Annotated in this window: 14 protein-coding genes; 12 read left to right on the top strand and 2 right to left on the bottom strand. The window is 42.5% G+C overall.

Annotation, left to right across the window (positions count from 1 at the left end):
- Positions 1–13 precede the first annotated feature (13 nt).
- From ACFVTB_RS02180 to ACFVTB_RS02125, 12 genes are all read left to right on the top strand, one after another.
- Positions 14–1,876, top strand: a complete 1,863-nt coding sequence (locus ACFVTB_RS02180; RefSeq protein ID WP_387744440.1) for a sensor histidine kinase — start codon at positions 14–16, stop codon at positions 1,874–1,876.
- A complete protein-coding gene (locus ACFVTB_RS02175; protein WP_387744437.1) occupies positions 1,854–3,407 on the top strand; it encodes a response regulator transcription factor in 1,554 nt (517 codons plus the stop codon). The genes ACFVTB_RS02180 and ACFVTB_RS02175 overlap by 23 nt, the downstream gene beginning before the upstream one ends.
- A gap of 216 nt (positions 3,408–3,623) precedes the next feature.
- Positions 3,624–4,865, top strand: coding sequence for an ABC transporter substrate-binding protein (locus ACFVTB_RS02170; protein ID WP_387744434.1), 1,242 nt, complete (start codon positions 3,624–3,626; stop codon positions 4,863–4,865).
- 95 nt (positions 4,866–4,960) lie between these two features.
- Positions 4,961–5,836, top strand: a complete 876-nt coding sequence (locus ACFVTB_RS02165; RefSeq protein ID WP_387744431.1) for a carbohydrate ABC transporter permease — start codon at positions 4,961–4,963, stop codon at positions 5,834–5,836.
- Positions 5,836–6,672 carry a carbohydrate ABC transporter permease gene (locus ACFVTB_RS02160; protein WP_387744428.1) on the top strand — a complete coding sequence of 279 codons (837 nt, stop codon included), beginning with the start codon at positions 5,836–5,838 and terminating at the stop codon, positions 6,670–6,672. The genes ACFVTB_RS02165 and ACFVTB_RS02160 overlap by 1 nt, the downstream gene beginning before the upstream one ends.
- A gap of 40 nt (positions 6,673–6,712) precedes the next feature.
- Positions 6,713–8,326: a glycoside hydrolase family 13 protein gene (locus tag ACFVTB_RS02155; protein WP_387744425.1), complete on the top strand. Its 1,614-nt coding sequence runs from the start codon at positions 6,713–6,715 to the stop codon at positions 8,324–8,326.
- A gap of 16 nt (positions 8,327–8,342) precedes the next feature.
- Complete coding sequence (locus ACFVTB_RS02150; RefSeq protein ID WP_387744423.1) at positions 8,343–9,317, top strand: aldo/keto reductase; 975 nt, start codon at positions 8,343–8,345, stop codon at positions 9,315–9,317.
- 31 nt (positions 9,318–9,348) lie between these two features.
- Positions 9,349–9,954 (top strand): DUF1349 domain-containing protein, encoded by a 606-nt coding sequence (locus ACFVTB_RS02145; RefSeq protein WP_387744421.1) that lies wholly within the window; start codon positions 9,349–9,351, stop codon positions 9,952–9,954.
- Positions 9,955–10,303: 349 nt separating this feature from the next.
- Positions 10,304–11,206 (top strand): RNA polymerase sigma-70 factor, encoded by a 903-nt coding sequence (locus tag ACFVTB_RS02140; RefSeq protein ID WP_387744418.1) that lies wholly within the window; start codon positions 10,304–10,306, stop codon positions 11,204–11,206.
- 85 nt (positions 11,207–11,291) lie between these two features.
- Positions 11,292–11,933 carry an FMN-dependent NADH-azoreductase gene (locus ACFVTB_RS02135; RefSeq protein ID WP_387744415.1) on the top strand — a complete coding sequence of 214 codons (642 nt, stop codon included), beginning with the start codon at positions 11,292–11,294 and terminating at the stop codon, positions 11,931–11,933.
- A gap of 289 nt (positions 11,934–12,222) precedes the next feature.
- On the top strand, positions 12,223–15,690 hold the full coding sequence (locus tag ACFVTB_RS02130) for a DUF4132 domain-containing protein (protein ID WP_387744413.1): 3,468 nt from the start codon (positions 12,223–12,225) through the stop codon (positions 15,688–15,690).
- 169 nt (positions 15,691–15,859) lie between these two features.
- Positions 15,860–17,203, top strand: coding sequence for an FAD-binding oxidoreductase (locus ACFVTB_RS02125; RefSeq protein ID WP_387744410.1), 1,344 nt, complete (start codon positions 15,860–15,862; stop codon positions 17,201–17,203).
- A gap of 92 nt (positions 17,204–17,295) precedes the next feature.
- Here the strand turns inward: ACFVTB_RS02125 and arsC are convergent, their stop codons facing one another.
- Both arsC and ACFVTB_RS02115 read right to left on the bottom strand, forming a co-directional pair.
- The gene (arsC, locus tag ACFVTB_RS02120) at positions 17,296–17,721 is read right to left on the bottom strand and encodes an arsenate reductase (thioredoxin) (protein ID WP_387744407.1); all 426 of its coding nucleotides are present in this window, start codon (positions 17,719–17,721) and stop codon (positions 17,296–17,298) included.
- 44 nt (positions 17,722–17,765) lie between these two features.
- A complete protein-coding gene (locus tag ACFVTB_RS02115) occupies positions 17,766–19,058 on the bottom strand; it encodes an arsenic transporter (RefSeq protein WP_387744404.1) in 1,293 nt (430 codons plus the stop codon).
- Positions 19,059–19,067: the final 9 nt, after the last annotated feature.

The following is a 19,067-nucleotide window of genomic DNA, read 5'->3' as shown; positions in this document are numbered from 1 at the left end:
TGGAGGATGCCTGATGAAGCTTATCAAAGGGAGTATAATAACAAAAATTATTATTAGCTTGATCGTAGCAACAACTGTTCCATTCATAATTTCAAACTATTTGTCGTATCAGATAACGGGCAACGCAATCAAACGTCAGCTTGTTGAGCTGAATCAAAATTCTATGTCAATTACGATGTCATCGTTGCAGTCTTATTTTCATGAATTGTCACTTCTTGGCTTGACATACTTTTCTGATCCTGGGCTTGTTAGACTGTTGTCGGAAAAAAAACCACAAAATCCTGCTGAAAGTGTCTATATCGAGCAAAGGCTTGAAAAAATATATGCGAATTATAGCGAGATAGGTGCAGTTTCTTACAAAAGTGCGCTAACAAACAAGCAGTTTAATATTCGAAATCATTATAATGCCACAATAACAATTCCTGATTTTAAAGATCAGAAGATGTCGTATGAAGATAGTGAACTGAAGCAAACCTTTCAAGTTACACATCATAATAGAGAGCCGAGATTGCGTGTCAATAAGCCATTCATTGATGTCTATACTCGAGAAGTAATCGGTTTGACTACCTTCGATGTTAAACCATCAAATATCCGCAAAATGCTTACTTCCTTATCAACAAGTGAGCAGGGGCCTGTATACCTATTTATCGGAAATAATCTCGAATTGCTCTATACGACTGCGGATGAGATGGAGTTGATATCTGAGCCATCACTCTCAAATGATGATAAACAACCCATGCATCAGGAGACTGCACAAAAACCGAGAGAACCATGGCAAGCAGAACTTCTTCAAAGGCTTCATACGTCACAATTGCTTACAGAAAAAGGGGAACTTCAAACTACTGAAGGCAGTTATGTCTATTTCAGCAAGACAGATGAAAATGGTTTAATCATGACAATAGTTAGGTTTATACCTCGCTCATTAATTAATAAGGCACGTACTTCTGCACTTGGTAAAACGGTATCTATTCAAGCGATATCCATTATTTTTGTATCCATTTTGGCGGCTTTTATCTCTTATTACATGTTGCGTAGAATTAAAATAATGTTGCGGCACATTAAGAAATTGCAAATGGGTAACTTTCAATTACAGAGCAAGCCTATACAAACAACACCGGACGAATTAGATTTGTTGGAAATTAGATTGCATGAAATGGCTGGCGAGCTGGATGAATTATGGAATAAGCAATATCGTCATCAGCTCGAGTTATCGCAAGCTCGATTGAAAATGCTGCAAGCTCAAATCAATCCTCATTTCTTTTATAACACGCTGCAATCGATTGGAACGTTAGCAATTAAGTCCAAAGCGTATGATGTCAGTGATCGACTTGCTGAATTTGCAGCCTTGTTTCGTTATTCCATGGATATTGAGAACGAGGATGTTTCGCTACAAGAAGAAATTGAACATTTACAGCATTACATGGTACTTCAGCAAGGTCGCTATAAGCAACGGCTTCAATTTGATTTGAAATATCCAAATGAGGCAAGAAGTATTTATGTACCCAAAATGTTTTTACAGCCGCTTGTTGAAAATAGTATTATACATGGTTTAGAACGAGGAAATGGTCAAATTCATATCGTTGTGAATATTGTTTTGACTAAGGATTCACTGTTAATTGAAGTAATTGATAACGGAAAAGGCTTTACAGACCAGCAAATTGAACAGGTCAAAGCTGGTTATCACGAGCAGATTGTTGCATCGGAGAAGCGGGGAATTGGCCTGTCCAATGTATTGAAGCGATTAATGCTTTATTATGGAAGCAGATTTAATTGGTCGATTTCCAGCAGGACCTATGAAAAAACGATAGTAGCTTTGTCGTTACCAATTGATTCATCAAGAGAGGGACAAGAAGATGAAGTTATTAATCGTAGATGATGAAGAGCATGTTCGTGAAGGTGTTGAACTATCGATTGAATGGCAAAAGTATAAAATCAATCAAATCTTAATGGCTGAGAATGGATTGGAGGCATTGGAGCTTGTACGTAAGCATAATCCTGAGTTGATCATTTGCGATATGAGCATGCACATTATGGATGGTGCAGAGTTTCTAGAGAAGCTTAGGGAAGAAGGCTGGACTTCCAAAGTTATTGTGCTAAGCGGTTATCAACAATTCCATTACACTAGGGCGACTCTGCTTGCGAACGGTGTAGATTACTTACTAAAACCATTTAAAATTCGCGACCTGGACAAAGCTATTCAAAAAGCATGCGATCAAATAAAACAAGAGCAGGAAGTTCGACTAAAGGAACGCAGCACTAATTTTCGCTTAAATGAAGTGAATAATCTCGTTATGGAGAAGCGGTTTTCTCGCTTAATTGAAGAAGAACAGGTTTCCAAAGAAGAGCTTATTACTTTTCTAACTGCCATTGGTATCAACCCTGATAGTTTTTATGTAGTTACTTTTTTACCGAGAAATAAAGATGCAATCGTAAAGCAATATTATGCTCGAGACGAGCAGCTGTTTAATTATTCGATGAAAAATATTGTTAAAGAGCTGGTTGAATCGCTTGGTAGTTGGTATGTGCTTCAACATGAAGAATTTATCATAGTGTTTATAAGTTCTAATTTATTGCTTACTGATGTAGAGACGACTATAAATAAATTGCAGGAAGCATGGAAAAGAACTTTGCGCCTATCTTCATTTGCTGGTTTCTATAAGATGAGCTTGACTGCTAATAGACTTCAATTAGCCTTATTTGAAGAAAAATCGATGATTCTTAATTGCCATATTTTTGGTCTTATGAAGAGTAGTCGAAAGCCAATAGCAATGCATTTTTTTATAGACAAGGAGCGTGTTATTTTAGAAGCAGTTCTTACAAAAAATAAACAATATCTTTATGAGTTGGTCGAGTCTTTCGAAATGGAGTTGACTTCGTATGAGACTGTAAGCTTAAGAGAGCTCCAGCACTATACCATAGAGATCAACCTTTTGTTAGTACGAATTTATAAACAACTCAACATCGATAGCTTTCATGAGACAATGCCGCTTTGGTTATCACAACTGGAAGAGTGGTCCTCAAAGCTTAAACAAATTTTTAGTGATCTGATCGATTCAATCAACTACAGCAAACTGGAAATAACTCATGTTCAGTCTATCGCGGCGGTAAGAAATTATATTAATGATCATATGAAGGAAGAGGTTACATTAGCGGGATTGGCAGAGATATTTCATTTTTCACCACAATATTTGGCGAAAAAGTTTAAAGAAGAGTATGGTACAACGATTATGAATTATCTAACTCAGTTAAGGATTGAAAAAGCAATCTCATTGCTTGATCATACTGAGCTATCCATTCAAGAGGTTGCGAATGAAAGTGGCTTTGAAGAGTTGAATTATTTCAGTAAAGTATTTAAAAAACATACGGGCAGCACTCCTAGCGGCTATCGAAAGAAATACAAAGTGTAACCTATAACACATTCAGGATAATTCCAAATACTTCTGTCAAAATTTTGATGGTAGCTATTGGAACTGAATGTGTTTTTTGTTTTTCAATATGTTAATAATAATTTCAGATTCAAAATTTACTCATTTAGGCGAATATAACACCTGTAAGTAGAAAATTAATAAAGATATAATTTCGGTGTAAAGTAAATTCAAAAATCGAAATAGGGGGTTGTATGAATGAAGGGAAGACGGATTCTTGCACTACTTACTGCTATGCTTTTCATTTTATCAGCATGTGGCAACAAAACAGGCAGCAATCCAAATGAAGGAACAGGAAAAGCAGAGAGGCTTGCTAAAATTTCGTTATTCCAAAGTAAAGTTGAAATTGCTGAATCACTTGAAAACATGGCTGTTAAGTATAAAGAAGAAACAGGAAATGAAGTTGAGGTTTGGGGTTCTGCAGGTGATTCCTACATTACACAGTTACAAACAAAGTTAGCTGCTAATGAAGGTCCAACAATTTTTTCTGTGCAACAAGGTGTTGAAGCGGAAAAATTTGCATCATATTTCTATGACATGACGAATGAATCTTATGCTAAGTACATTGTTCCAAACATGGCTTTGGAAATAGGCGGGAAAATTGTAGGTGTTCCAATTGGAATTGAAGGCTTTGGACTCGTATACAATAAAGATTTATATGATCCTTCAACTGTGAAAGATACAAAATCACTCGTGCAGGCTCTTGAAAAATTCAAAGCTGATGGTATCAATGGTTTGGAACTGTCTCAAACAGCGTATTTCTTGATTGGACATATTATTAACACGCCATTTGCATTGCAGAAAGATCCTATAGCTTTCATTAATAAAGTAAACAAAGGCGAGGTGGATTTGAAAGCAGTACCAGAATTCCAGGAGTTCGCCAAAGTGATGGAAGCTATTCGTGCTAATTCTGATAATCCAGTTGAAGTAACGTACGATAAGCAAATGGGTGATCTGGCAACAGGTAAAGCAGCAATTGTACACCAAGGTAACTGGAGTTACAGTATGCTTGCTGATTATGATGATATCAATATTGGTCTGGCTCCACTTCCGATCGCTGGAAACGATAAATTGGAAGTTGGCATCCCATCTGGTTGGGTTATCAATAATAAAGCATCTCAAGAGCAAATTAAAGCAGCTAATGCATTCTTAGAGTGGTTGTATACTAGCGAAACTGGAAAAAATACAATTCTAAATGATTTTGGTTTTGTTCCAGCGGTTACAACGATAGAACCAACTGGCTTAGATCCATTGTCACAGCAAGTTTATGAAGCATCACAATCGGGTAATACAATTCCTAGGGCTTTGAATTATTTCCCGCAAGGAATTATCATTAATGATCTTGCACCGCTAGCTTCTGAGTTTTTTCTTAATCCTTCAATGACACCAGAACAATTCCTTGATAAGCTTCGAGATGTTTGGGTAAAAGCTTCTAAGTAATACAAAGACATGCATGGTTGAAGGCCTAAACCTTTATAAAGGATATTAGGCTTTCCTTTTCACTTCTAAGTTGAACTTGATAAAGGGAGTTTCGTATGACAAATAAAAATAACAATATATGGTATATAATTTTCACTATGCCGCTGTTTTTGGTTTTTCTTATAGTTGTTCTTGTTCCGTTTTTGATCGGAATTTACTATTCCTTTATTAATTGGGATGGAATTGCTGATACCCCTAAAGTATTTGTTGGCTTTGATAATTATGCTGCGTTGTTGCAAGATAAGCGTTTTCTTGTATCTACGTGGAATACAATAAAATTCACTATATTTGCGCTATTTAGCGTTAATGTATTAGGTTTAGTTTTTGCTTTGCTGGTTACTTCTGGATTCAAAACAAGTAATCTTGTTCGCACGCTATTATTTATGCCGAATCTTATTGGCGGCTTGATCCTTGGATACATCTGGCGCTTCATTTTTACAGATGGATTCAAACAGATAGGATCCACAACAGGGATAGACTCTATTTTCTTTAATTGGCTTGTTGATCCAAACTACGCTTTAATCGCATTGGTAATTGTCTTCACTTGGCAGATGGCAGGCTATACGATGGTTATCTACATTGCTGGTATTCAAGGGATTTCTGATGAGGTTTTGGAGGCAGCTAAAGTAGACGGAGCAAATATATGGCATCGTATGACCAAAATAGTATTTCCATTATTGATGCCATCGTTCACGATTTGCTTATTTTTAACATTGTCGGGTGCGTTCAAAATTTATGATGTTAACTTGTCATTAACGAATGGCGGCCCCTTTCACCATACTGAGTTGTTTGCTATGAACGTATTTAATGAAATATTCGGATATGGTAATTATGGGCTTGGTCAAGCGAAAGCAATCGTATTCTTTGTCATTATTGCGCTTGTAACGATTACTCAGGTCATAATTACTAAGCGAAGAGAGGTACAGATGTGATGAGTAACGCTAAAAATGTAACACTCTCTTTGTTAACCGTTATTATTTCACTGCTGTTTTTGTCACCAATTTACATTATGATTGTTAACTCATTCAAAACACGTGCTGAATTATATGAAAATGTACTCTCTTTACCAGGGAACTTCAGCTTTCAATATTATACAACAGCAATAAAGAAGATGAATTTCCTAACTGCACTTGGAAACTCAATGTATGTGACGATTGCTACTGTTATTTGTGTCATTGTGCTTGCTTCAATGACGGCGTGGATGCTTGTACGTCGCGATAATATCATGAGTAAAATCATTTTCTTCTTGTTTGTAGCAACAATGCTTATTCCATTCCAAACATTAATGATGCCACTTATGCAAGTCATGGATTGGATGCGTACCTATTTACATTTGCCAATGTTAAACACGCATGGTGGATTAATATTTATGAACATTGGTTTCCATGCGGGCATTGCTGTATTTCTATACCACGGTTTTATTAAATCAATCCCCGTAGCTTTAGAGGAAGCGGCTGTTCTTGATGGTTGCAGTACCTTCGGCGTATTCTGGAGAATTATATTTCCTTTACTAAAAAGCATCACAGTAACAGTTGCAATTCTCGATGTTATTGCTTCATGGAATGATTACTTGCTTCCGTCACTTGTGCTATCTGATAAAGGCTTGCGTACTATTCAGCTATCAACATTCTATTTCTTCGGCGAGTTTACAATTGTTTGGAATCAAGCGATGGCCGGCTTGACATTAACCATAATCCCTGTCGTTATTTTCTATTCTATTTCACAAAAATATATTATTAAAGGGATTGCGGCAGGGGCAGTAAAGTGAGATATAGCATTTGTAAAAAGTGGGAAAGGGAAGAGAATATATGAACAAAACATGGTGGAAAGAAGCAGTTGTCTATCAGGTGTATTGGCGCAGCTTCTATGACAGCAACGGCGATGGATACGGGGATCTTGAGGGGGTATATAGCAAGCTGGATTATATTCAAAGTCTGGGCATAGACGTCATCTGGCTCAATCCGTGCTACGATTCTCCTGACGTTGACAACGGCTACGACATTGCGGATTACCGTTCGGTCATGCCAAAGGCGGGTACGATGGCCACGTTCGAGAAGCTGCTGACTGCTGTTCATAACCGCGGTATGAAGCTTATTATGGATTTGGTCGTCAATCATACCTCCAATCAGCATGCCTGGTTTCAGGAGTCGCGATCCAGCATCGATCATCCGAAGCGCGATTATTACATTTGGCGCAAGCAGCCGAATAATTGGCGTTCCTACTTTGCTCCCTCCACTTGGACATACGATGAAACAACGGGTGAGTATTACTTCCATTCCTTCGCCGCCGAACAGCCGGATTTGAACTGGGCGAACGAGAAGGTTCGGGAGGAAGTCTATGATTTGATGCGGTTTTGGCTGGATAAAGGGATCGACGGCTTTCGGATGGACGTCATCAATCTGCTTGCCAAAATACCGGGCTTCCCGGATGCCGAGCGGCCCGAGGATATTTCGTATTTGGGCAATAATCCCGGTATTCACGAGTATTTGCAGGAAATGCACGACAATGTGTTAAAGCATTACGATGTGTTTACGGTCGGAGAAATTCCGTTCGTGACTCCCGAGGACGGCGTGCTCTATGTTGGTGAGGACCGCGGCGAATTAAATACGCTGTTCCACTTTGAAGTATGCGATTATATGGCCCATTGGGATTTGCTGCGATTTAAGCAAATTCAGGATCGTTGGTACAAGGGTTTGTGGGGGAAGGGCTGGAACTCTCAATTTTTGAACAACCATGACCATACGCGAGTTGTATCGCGTTTCGGCAACGATACCGAATACCGGGAGCAGTCGGCAAAATGCTTCGCCACCCTCATCCACACCCTGCCGGGCATGCCTTATATTTATCAAGGCGAAGAAATCGGGATGACGGGCATCCGCTTCGACTCTATCGACGAGTACAACGATATTGCGATGAAAAACAAGTATAAAGAAGAAGTCGGCAAAGGCCGCGATCCGGAAGCGGTGCTGAAGGAACTGCAGCATTTGTCGCGCGATAATTCCCGTACTCCTATGCAGTGGAATGCCGAACCGCAAGGCGGCTTCACAGAAGGACAGCCTTGGATTGCCATCAATCCGAATTATAAAGACATCAATGTCGAACGGGCTTTGGAGGATGAAAACTCTGTTTATCATTACTACAAGCAGCTTATTGCTTTGAGAAAAAGCAACGAGGTGATGATATACGGCGAGTTCGAGACTTATCTGGATCAGCATGAGCAGATTTACGCTTATACAAGAAAGCTAGGTGAGGAAGCCTGGCTGGTTCTGCTGAACATCTCGTCGCAGCCGGCGACCTGCAGCATCTCCGATCTCGGCATAGAGAAGCTGGGCGACATTGTCATCAGCAATAACCCTGAAAGAACTAATCAGAAGGCGATAATCGATTTGCTGCCTTACGAGGCTGTTGTATACAAAAAATGATATGGAGAATAAAAAAATGAAACCATTGCAATTGGAAAAACGAGGAATAGCTACAAGTCGCATAGTGATGGGATGTATGGGATTAGGCGGCGGCTGGAATCAAAATGCAATCACGGCAGATGATATTAAGCAAGCCCATCAGGCAGTTGATGCAGCACTATCAATTGGTATCAATTTTTTTGATCATGCGGATATTTATACCTTTGGAAAAGCAGAAACAGTATTTGGTCAAGTTTTAAAGGAACGTAAAGATTTGAGAGAAAACATATTCATTCAATCTAAATGCGGTATTCGATTTGAAGACGGTCCAGGAAGGCCTGGAAGATATGATTTTTCCTCTGACTATATTCGTAGCAGTGTTGACGGAATCTTAGAAAGACTAGGAGTAGAGTTTATTGATTTTTTACTGCTTCACCGTCCAGATCCACTGATGGAACCAGAAGAAGTTGCCGAAGTCATTTATGAATTGAAAGAATCCGGTAAAGTAAGACACTTTGGTGTTTCAAATATGAGTGCGGCACAAATTAAACTGCTACAATCCAGCTCTAATGAACCATTCATCATCAACCAAATGGAGATGAGCCTGGCTAAACTTGATTGGTTAGAAACGGGGGTGCTTGTAAACCATCCTGAACGTATGAATAGCAATTTCCCGGAAGAAACTCTAGAATATTGTCGTCTAGAAAATATTCAAATTCAAGCCTGGGGCTCTCTAGCACAGGGGCTGTTTTCGGGAAGACATGTAGATGGTCAAACCGACTCCATCAAAGAAACAGCGCAACTAGTTAAAGATTTGGCTGATAAAAAACAAACATCTCCCGAGGCGATTCTATTAGCATGGCTAATGAGACATCCTGCAGGTATTCAACCTATTTTAGGAACTACTCGACCAGAGCGTATTCAAAAATGTGGGGAGGCAATGAAGATAACTCTGACGAGAGAAGAGTGGTATTCTTTATTTGTAAGTTCAAGAGGCAGACGATTGCCATAAGAGGAGTATGTAATTATCCATGGAGGTATCTATGAGTCAGGTGAAATTTATAAGTGAAGATATCGGAAACATTGATTTAAAAGGATCTATTGAAAAGGTTGATGCGGGGTACGATGTAATTGCAGGCGGGATAGATATCTGGGGGACTTCAGATCAATTTCATTTTAGTTATGTAACGATTCATGATGATTTCGATATGGCAGTAAGGTTAGAATCACTTAGTATGGCTGACCTCTATACGAAAGCAGGCCTCATGGCGCGTAAATCTTTACTTGCTGATAGTGAACATGTTTTCTTTATGGTTTTTCCTGATAATAGCGCTCGTAATAAAAATAATGGAGGTTATGAGTTCCAATATCGGGAAAAATCTGGAGCTGATTCTTTAGCCATATATCCTAACGATTATAGATCGGAACCAGCAGAATTTCCAATTAATTATCCAAATACATGGTTAAGACTCAAGAGGACCGGTAATGTTTTTTACGGATACTATAGTACAGACGGTGAGGCATGGAAATTATATTCGAGTCATGAAATGAACATCGATCGAACTGTCTATTTAGGGTTAGCTGTCACTTCTCATAATGAGAACAAAACGGTGAAAGCAGCCTTTAGGGATATAACGCTAAATAATTGATAGGTTTAGAAGAACCAGGTGAGACAAATCAAAACACCTTCAAGAGAATATTTCCATGTCGTTAGATGTGGAGGACAACTTGAAGGTGTTTTTGCGTTGGGTTGCTGGTTTTATTAGATTGTTTTCTGTCTGCCTTCAATAAATATGGTTAAGCTTGAATGTGTTCATTTATGGTAAGATGCTCAATGCTTTTTTCATTACCTAACCAATAAGACGTACCATTCACTTTAGCTTTGTGATTTTTGTAGTGAAGTCGAAATTTGGAATTAATAAGGAATCGTGTTATTCTCAGTCGTGAGTGATAATAATCGCTTCAAACAATAATTCTGAATGATTGGAACGAAACGAAATGTTTGATTACCATACCCTTTATAATCAGTATCGCCAGTTGCTTTTCTCTATCGCATACAGGATGCTCGGAACTTCTCAGGATGCCGAAGATGTCGTCCAAGACGTGTTCGTTGCCTTGCAGCAGCAGCAGGATATCGAAATCACCAACATCAAAGCGTATCTTTGTAAGTTGGTTACGAATCGTTGCTTGAATGAACTCAAATCATCCCGAAAAGCAAAGACTTCCTATATCGGCCCGTGGCTGCCTGAACCGCTTGTAACTGCTATAGAAGGTAGTCCTGAGGAGTCGTTTGAACTTAAAGACGATATCGCTTACGCCTATCTAGTCGTAATGGAACGCTTGACGCCAATGGAAAGGGCTGTTTTTGTACTTAGGGAAACACTTGGTTTCTCTTTCGAGGAAATCGGAGAATGGATTGGCAAATCTGAAGTGAATTGCAGACAGCTGTTCAGTCGCGGAAAACGCAAGCTGAAAGACAGGAAAGACGACGCCGGCATGCCATTGGCTCCGGTAGTACCCGATTCCAAAGCACTTAGTGCATCTTTCAGCGAAGCTTTTCGTGCTGGAGATGTCGCCTCTATAATTAAATTACTTAGTGAAGACGCCATTTTGCTTACGGACGGCGGCGGCAAAGTAAGAGCTGCCCTAAACCCGATTTTTGGCCGAGATCGCGTTCTGGCTTTACTGAACTTTTCCATATCGAACTATCTCCGAGAAGGTTCAGTCAAGAAGGTGTTTGTCAATGGCGATGAAAGCTTAATGGTGATGTTCAATGGTAAACCGTTCGCTGTCTACTCCTTCGCTTACAATGATGACGGTTCCGCCATTTCTCGTGTATATGTCATGATGAATCCGGACAAACTTCATGGCATCGCCCGTCTAATCGAAAGAAAATCATAAATTTTTATTGATCCTTGTCACAGATAGGTACCCTCAGTTGTCTTCTTAGATGTACAAACTACAAACAACATGGAGGAACCATCTTATGAGCAAATTGCTTGTCATTAATGCACATCCGGAAGTGAATTCAAGCTCGTCTTTTAGTCAAAATGTATTAAATTACTTTTTAAACCAATACAAAGAGCAGCATTCAAGTGAAGAGGTTATTGAACAAATCGATTTATACAGTGACGTTATACCGATGATCGATCAAACGGTTTTAAGCGCATGGGCTAAACAAAGAAACGGTGAAGCATTAACAATCGAAGAGGAAAATGTAGCCGCGCGCATGAATGAGATATTGCAGCAATTCAAAAGCGCCAACAAATATGTCATCGCCTATCCCTTGCATAATTTTAATGTTCCCTCAAAATTGAAAGATTATATGGACAATATTCTGATCGCCAGGGAAACGTTCAAATATACCGAAAACGGATCAGTCGGCCTTCTAAAAGATGGAAGAAGCATGCTCGTCATACAAGGGAGCGGGGCCGTTTATACTAACAATGACTGGTACACCGAAGTTGAATACTCCCATAAGTACTTGAAGTCGATGTTCAATTTTATTGGCATTGAGGATTATGAAATCATTCGAGTTCAAGGAACAGCTATAATGGATAAAGACGAGATCTTGCAAAAAGCATATAAAGAGGCAACAGAAGCTGCTTCGAAACTTGCGGTAAAATGATTTAGCCAGTTGTGCAGCCGATCTTCAGATCGGCTGCTTTTTTATACGTGGAACGGACCGTTTAGGAGAAACAAACAAAAAAGAACATTAGCATCAATAGGCAGCATTTCCCGGGATTCAATAAGTAGAGGGCAGCGAAAATGCTGTCCTTTTTTGTCGTATGAGCTATATAATGGGAAGGGATATTGTGGAAACGTTCTCTTTAAGATACAGGAGTTCAACGACGAGGCATGACGTGTTCGGCAATCCAAAAAACTGCGAATTTATTACGTAATGGAGTGATTCATGCATGGCGGATATGACAGCGTCAACAGAGGGTCTGGATCAATTTCTTATAGAAATCGGCCTCGATGGAGTTACAGCCGTAGACTGCGTGCGATACATTGAAGGAGCGGGAGAACTGCCATCCGGTTTACCGGTGGTCGTACTCGAACGCCATGATCCCAAGGGCATTGGACAAATCTGGTACTTTATCCGAAAGTTTCATCTAAAGGGCCTCGAGCACGATTTAATTAGCCGACTGCTAACTGTTATGCTTCATATTGGAAGAAACTCATTCCTTGAACTCAGCTCTGGATATACAGGGGATGTCTTATGGCGAAGAGGATGCTTGACGATGGTAAGCAGTTACGACGTTCCGCTCGGTATCGTATGGGAGTGGTTTCTTGAGCATAGCGAATTATCGGAGCGCTTGGAAAAACACCAAATCGCTTTTTTCGATCATATCGCTCAGCACGATCCGGCAGTGATGCAACATCGAGCGCAGACTTTAAGTAGCTTTAATGAGTTATTAATGGCTGTTTCCTTAGAGAAGGCAGGGCAATCAAGCTCCGATATCGCAAATCAGTTTGAGCAGGCGTTCATTCAGTGCATCGAGTGTGAACTTCAATCGCAGCAATCGGGCAACCAGACGACCTCACTCGCTAAATCAATCTTAAACGCAATCATCAGCGACGCTGAAAACGCCGTCATTCAACCGCTCATGCGTCAAGTGAAATGGGACTATAACGATGAAGTTCGATGGTTATATAAGGCGGTCTATTTGGCAGAGGAAACGGATTCGTACATTCCTTTTTCGGCGTCGTTCATCCGGGTTCTCATCATTTGGGATCCTTCTTTCTTTTATAAGCTCTCCTCCCGTGCCATTCCAGGAAGCTACAATGAACGACAGTTGCGAATTCCCAATTACTATGAGCGATATGGTCTTCCGAGAGAGGTTTATATTATCCAGCTAGCCAAATCCTATGATAATCTAGATATGCTTCGGGCTGAACTACTCAGAGACCGCGCATGCTATGAACGAGCCATTTTGCGGTCGTCCAAGGTTGAGACGCTACACCTTTGCCGGGTACTGTGGGAGATCGCTGATGGACATCCCTATTTGGAACAGATGGAGGAGCAAATCCTGCTAGAGGTAGAGGACATCCTGCAGTCGGAGCATTTAACGCCAGAAGAATTGCTCATCAATATGGCTTTTTTTCGGGGAGCACCGTTGTCTGCAGAATTGAGAGGAATATGGAGCCGATATAAAATAAATGGCTTGTCATTCCGCGGCTTGCACGTCGCTGAGTATCTATGGTCACATTCTTTGCTCTTTAATCGGGTCGTCTGTTTTCTGGCGCACACGGATGAGGATACATTAACGCTTATTCTGAGATGGTGTTCCTCCAGCCATCAAATGCCTTACAGCTCCTTCATCGATGCTTATCGGCAAGCAGGCGGAGCGATGCAAGATCTGATGCCATTCATCGTCAACACAGCCCAAGTCGAACGCGCTCATAACGATGATCTGCCTTTGTACCAGCTTACGTTGGCATACGTTAAAGCCAATATGGAGGAACTGAGCAGCCATTTCATTGCTTATTTGCGTGTGCCAAAGATTACGCATCAGGCAAAATCTTTCGTACTTACACTTCTCATGACACATCATGCAGAACGTCACGCAGGAATTGTCATTCCTTATTTGGCTGATGAAAGTAAAACGGTTAGAAATAAGGCGGTTTTACTTCTATCAAACAACATGGAGCAGACGGAAGCCATCCTGCCGCTGCTTGACCATAAGAAAACGGCCGTTCGCGAGAGAGTCGTATGCTTGCTAAGTCAATGGGATAAGCCGATGGTCCAGCAAGCGCTTCAAGCGTTATACGCCAAAGAGAAGAATGAAAAAATTAAAGAATTGATTGCCAACGCTCTGCAAGATAAGCTGGCAGCATCGACACCAAACGCTTCGCCAGTTTCTTTTACAATCAATACCGCTCATTTGAATTGGCTTGAGCTGGCGTCGCTGCCGCGGCTGCGAATGCGGGAATCCGATGATATTGCCGACGAAACAGTAACGCATTCGATCTTGAATGCCTATGTCATTCAAGAGGAGATCGTGCGCAACTGGAAGGCACAGGAGCTAGCCGCGCCGCTCAAAGCAGAGGATCTCGCAGAGCTGGCTGAAGAGGTGCTGCAGCGTTGGCTCAGAGAAGGAGCGCCTGCCAATAAAAAGTGGGTGATGGCCTTCGCCGCCGTATTCGGCGACGGGCGCGTTGTGCTTGCGCTTCAAGCGCGAATCTCATCATGGCCTCTTGAATCGCGTGGTGCGATTGCATGCGATGCTGTGAAAGCGCTGCTGCTTTCTCCGCTGGATTCGGCTTTGCTGTTTATTGATCAAATCTCTCGCAATTTCAAGTTTAAACAGGTGAAGCAAGCGGCTGTCACAGCACTCGGCCAAGCAGCGGAATTATTGGGAATCTCCACCGAAGAGCTGGCAGACCGGGTTGTACCGCATCTAGGCTTTGATGCGAAAGGCTGCCGAACCGTTGATTACGGTCCGAGACAGTTCAAGCTGCAATTGATGCTGAATCATGATATTCGCATTACAGACGGAAGCGGCAAGCACTATAAGACATTGCCCGTTGCCGCTGCATCAGACGATGCGGAATTGGCCGAGGCATCTTTGCTGGAAGCTAAGCAATTGAAGAAGCAGCTCAAAACCGTCGCCAAGTCCGTCCAAACCAGGTTGGAGCAGTCTTTTGCAATGAGAAGATATTGGACTTATGCCGCTTGGCACAAGCTGTTCGTGGACAATCCTGTTATGCATGCTTTTGCATCGGGACTTATATGGGGTGTATACGCCGACGATGTGCTTATATCCACCTTCAGATATAGGGAAGACGATAGTTTCATTTCTGCAGATGAGAGCGCGGTTTCGTTATCCGAAGGAGATGTTATCGCTTTGGTCCACCCCCTGGATCTAGAGGAAGGCGCAAGGCGGCGCTGGATGCAGCAGTTCGAGGATTATGAAATGACACAGCCTTTTCCTCAGTTGACGCGAAATACGTTTACGGTTATGAACGAAGAAGAGAACGCTTTGAATATCATGCGTTTTACAGGAGTCATAATCAATGGCCTGTCGCTGCTTAGCGGACTTACCAAGTTTGGTTGGTCGAAAGGCTCCATTCTGGATGCCGGAGCATACATCGATTTTTACAAAGAGTTCGAATCTATTGGCATCGGCGTACAGCTGACCATCAGTGATCTTACTGTTGGGATGGAAGACGAAACGGTCACTATTTATGAAATGGATTTTTACCGCGCCGGCAAGGTTGCACGCGGAAGCTACATCTATAGTGAAATCATGGAAGAAGACCGTATTCAACCGATTGATGTTCCGAAAGCGTTGTTCAGCGAGTTGTTATATGAAGTGGACACCGTACTGGCCAAGCGGCTTGGCGTCGACGAAGATTGGCAATTGAACCGACGTTCATAATATCCTAATAATAGCCGTTATCCATTTGGATAGCGGCTTTTTTAGTATATAAAAATAGGTTCAGCACCAGCCCATACCCGTTATTGCATTCCTTCATACGTTATATGGAAATGCCTAGCTTAGTCATCACATCACAGGTGTGCCAATTCACTCATAAGGAGCTGGATGCGTGGGTTCAAAAGTTAAGCTTACAGGACGAGTGATTTTTAGAGGCGATCCCGGTTATGAGGTAGCTCGTAAAAACTGGGACCCTCATACGGATCGATTTCCGAAAGTATTTGTTTTTGCTAAAAAAGCGCAGGATGTAGCAAACGCCATAAGATGGGCCCGCGTAAATAACGTTCCTATTCGCGCAAGAAGCGGACGGCATGCCTTAGAGACGAACCTTTCGCAGGTAAACGGCGGCATTGTTATCGATGTTAGCGAGCTCAAGAGCATTAAGCTGAATAAAAAATCCAGCACAGTTGTTGTTGGAACCGGCAACCGCGTAGGAAGAATTGTCGACACGCTAGCCCGGCAAGGGTATATGGCTCCATTTGGCGACAGCCCTTCGGTCGGCATCGGCGGCATTACGCCTGGCGGCGGGATAGGGCCGCTCCAGCGTACAACGGGACTTATTTGTGATAATCTGCTTGCATTAGAAATGGTTGATGCGAAAGGAAGAATTATTAAAGCAAGCAAGAAATCTAATTCAGATCTTCTCTGGGCTTCCCGTGGAGGCGGCGGAGGGAACTTTGGCGTCTATACGAAATATAAATTTAAAGTGAGGCGCGCCCCTGCGCGGGCAACTGTATTCCGTATCACTTGGCCATGGGCGCAGTTTGAAGAAGTCGTCAAAGCATGGCAGCGATGGGCTCCTTTCACCAGCACTAAGCTGGGCAGTGAGTTATCTGTCGGCCCTAAAAAGGGCGGCAATGTTAGCATGCTGGGCGTATACCTCGGCTCCAAAAAGGAAGCCCTCCGCCTCTTAGAGCCTATTACGAGCGTGGGGACAACGACCACAAAAGTGATCAGAAATCTTCCGTACCTGGAAGCTACGAAATTTTTGCTGGCTCCCGATCCGGTGCTTCCTCAGAAATTCAGCAATCAATTTTCTAGCGGCTTCGGCAGACGCCCGTTTCCAGATAAGGCTTTTAAGCCAATGAGAGAGTTCTTGGAAAAGTCGGAGGGAGGAACGCCTGCTGGCTTCTACTTCCTCAACTGGGGCGGAGCTGTAAGCCGTGTCGCTCCTAGAGCCACTGCCTTCTATTGGCGTAAAGCACAGTACTATGTAGAATGGAACAGCTCATGGGTTAAACCGTCCCATGCAGCCAGAAATATTGCGTTAGCCCGCAACACAAGGAAGAAGCTGCAGCCTTACATTGTAGGATCCTATATTAACGTTCCAGACCAAGGAATTAAGTGTTCCGGGCCTGTTTATTATGGAAAGAACTTTCCAAGGCTGCGCAGAGTAAAAGCGAAGTATGATCCTCAGAATGTGTTTAACAATCCTCAAAGCATCCCGCCGGCTTAATGGGGATCCGTTCATAAAAAAAGACGCAAGCATAGAAACCATCTATGTTTGCGTCTTTTTGACTTAAGAACGACTTCGCAGTGCATTCTGCATTACTCTCCGTATTGTAAAAACTTCTCAATTCTTGCTTTAATCGAGTCGCGTACATGTCGGAATTGCGCCATGATTTCTTCCTCGGTACCGGTTGCTTGCGCTGGATCGTCAAAGCCCCAATGCCACTTGATGACGTTACTGTTCATAATGACAGGGCAGTGCTCGTCGGCATGCCCGCATAGCGTAATCACGTACGTAGCGCGATTAAGAACCTCTGGATCGATAACGTCGGAGCTATTGCCGCTAATATCCACGCCAACTTCCTTCATGACTTGAACCGCGCGTGGATTTAGGCCATGAGCCTCAAGTCCAGCGCTCCTTACTTCATATCGGTCACTGCCAAGCGAGTTCAAGAAGCCGTCGGCGATTTGGCTGCGGCAAGAATTGCCTGTACATAGAAAATAAACAAGTGGTTTGCTGCTCATTTGAAAATCCCCTTTATTTGAAAGTAGTTTGAAACGCAACCGTATTAACCAACAATGTTTAGCCAAAGAAATAGTCCGACAAGGGTAACAAAGAGAACAGGAACCGTCAGGACAATGCCGGTCTTGAAGTAAGCACCCCAAGAGATTTTCACGCCTTTGCTCGACAGCACATGGAGCCAGAGTAAGGTGGCTAGAGAGCCGATCGGCGTAATCTTTGGACCCAGATCGGAGCCAATGACATTCGCATAAATGAGCGCTTCCCGAATAAGGCCGGTTGGATTTGTATCCTGAATGGCCAGCGCATTAATCATAACGGTAGGCATGTTGTTCATGATGGAGGAGAGGAGGGCGGCGATAAAACCCGTCCCCACCGTTGCGACGAATAATCCTTGATCTCCAATCCATTTGAATACCTCTCCCAGTTCATTCGTAAGACCGACATTTCGTAAGCCATATACGACGACATACATTCCAATGGAGAAGACGACAATCGTCCACGGTGCGCCTTTGACGAGTTTCCAAGTGTGAATTTCGCGGCTTTGCCTAGCTAGCAGCAAGAACACCAAGGCAGCGGCTCCGGCGATCATCGAGACGGGAATAATAAACAATTCGCTCGTTAAATAAGCAACAAGCAGGACGGCTAGGATTACCCAAGAAATTTTGAACAGCCTCATATCCTTAATGGCATCTCTAGGCTTCTTTAACTGAACCAAGTCATAATGGTCAGGAATACTTCGGCGATAGAAGAAGTAAAGAACGAACAAGCTGGCTGCAACCGAGAAAAGAGTAGGCACGATCATTCGAGTGGCATACTCAACAAACCCAATGCCGAAGAAGTCGGAAGAAACGATGTTGACCAGGTTGCTCACTACAAGCGGCAAAGAGGCGGAATCCGAGATGAAGCCGCTGGCCATAATAAATGGCAGGATCATCCGTTCATTGAATCTAAGCGCCCTTACCATCGCTAGAACGATTGGCGTTAAAATAAGGGCGGCTCCATCATTTGCAAAGAAAGCCGCGACTGCCGCACCAAGCAAGATGACATAGATGAACAACAGATTCCCGTTGCCCTTGGCAAGTCTGGCCATATGGAGTGCCGCCCATTCGAAGAAACCAATTTCGTCAAGGACGAGAGAGATCAAGATGACGCCGACAAAAGCGAGAGTGGCATTCCACACGATCTGCGTAACATCCCAGATGTCTTGAAAGGTAACGACACCGCAGATCAAGGCGATAACGGCTCCGCAGCAAGCAGACCAGCCGATGCTGAGACCTTTGGGCTGCCAGATGACGAAGATCAGCGTAACGAGAAAAATAACTGTAGCAAGGGCTAACATAGAACCTCC

The sequence above is a fragment of the Paenibacillus sp. NPDC058071 genome (assembly GCF_042885235.1).
Taxonomy (GTDB): domain Bacteria; phylum Bacillota; class Bacilli; order Paenibacillales; family Paenibacillaceae; genus Pristimantibacillus.
The sequence above is the reverse complement of the archived record's forward strand: the minus strand, read 5'-3'. Positions and strand labels throughout refer to the sequence as shown.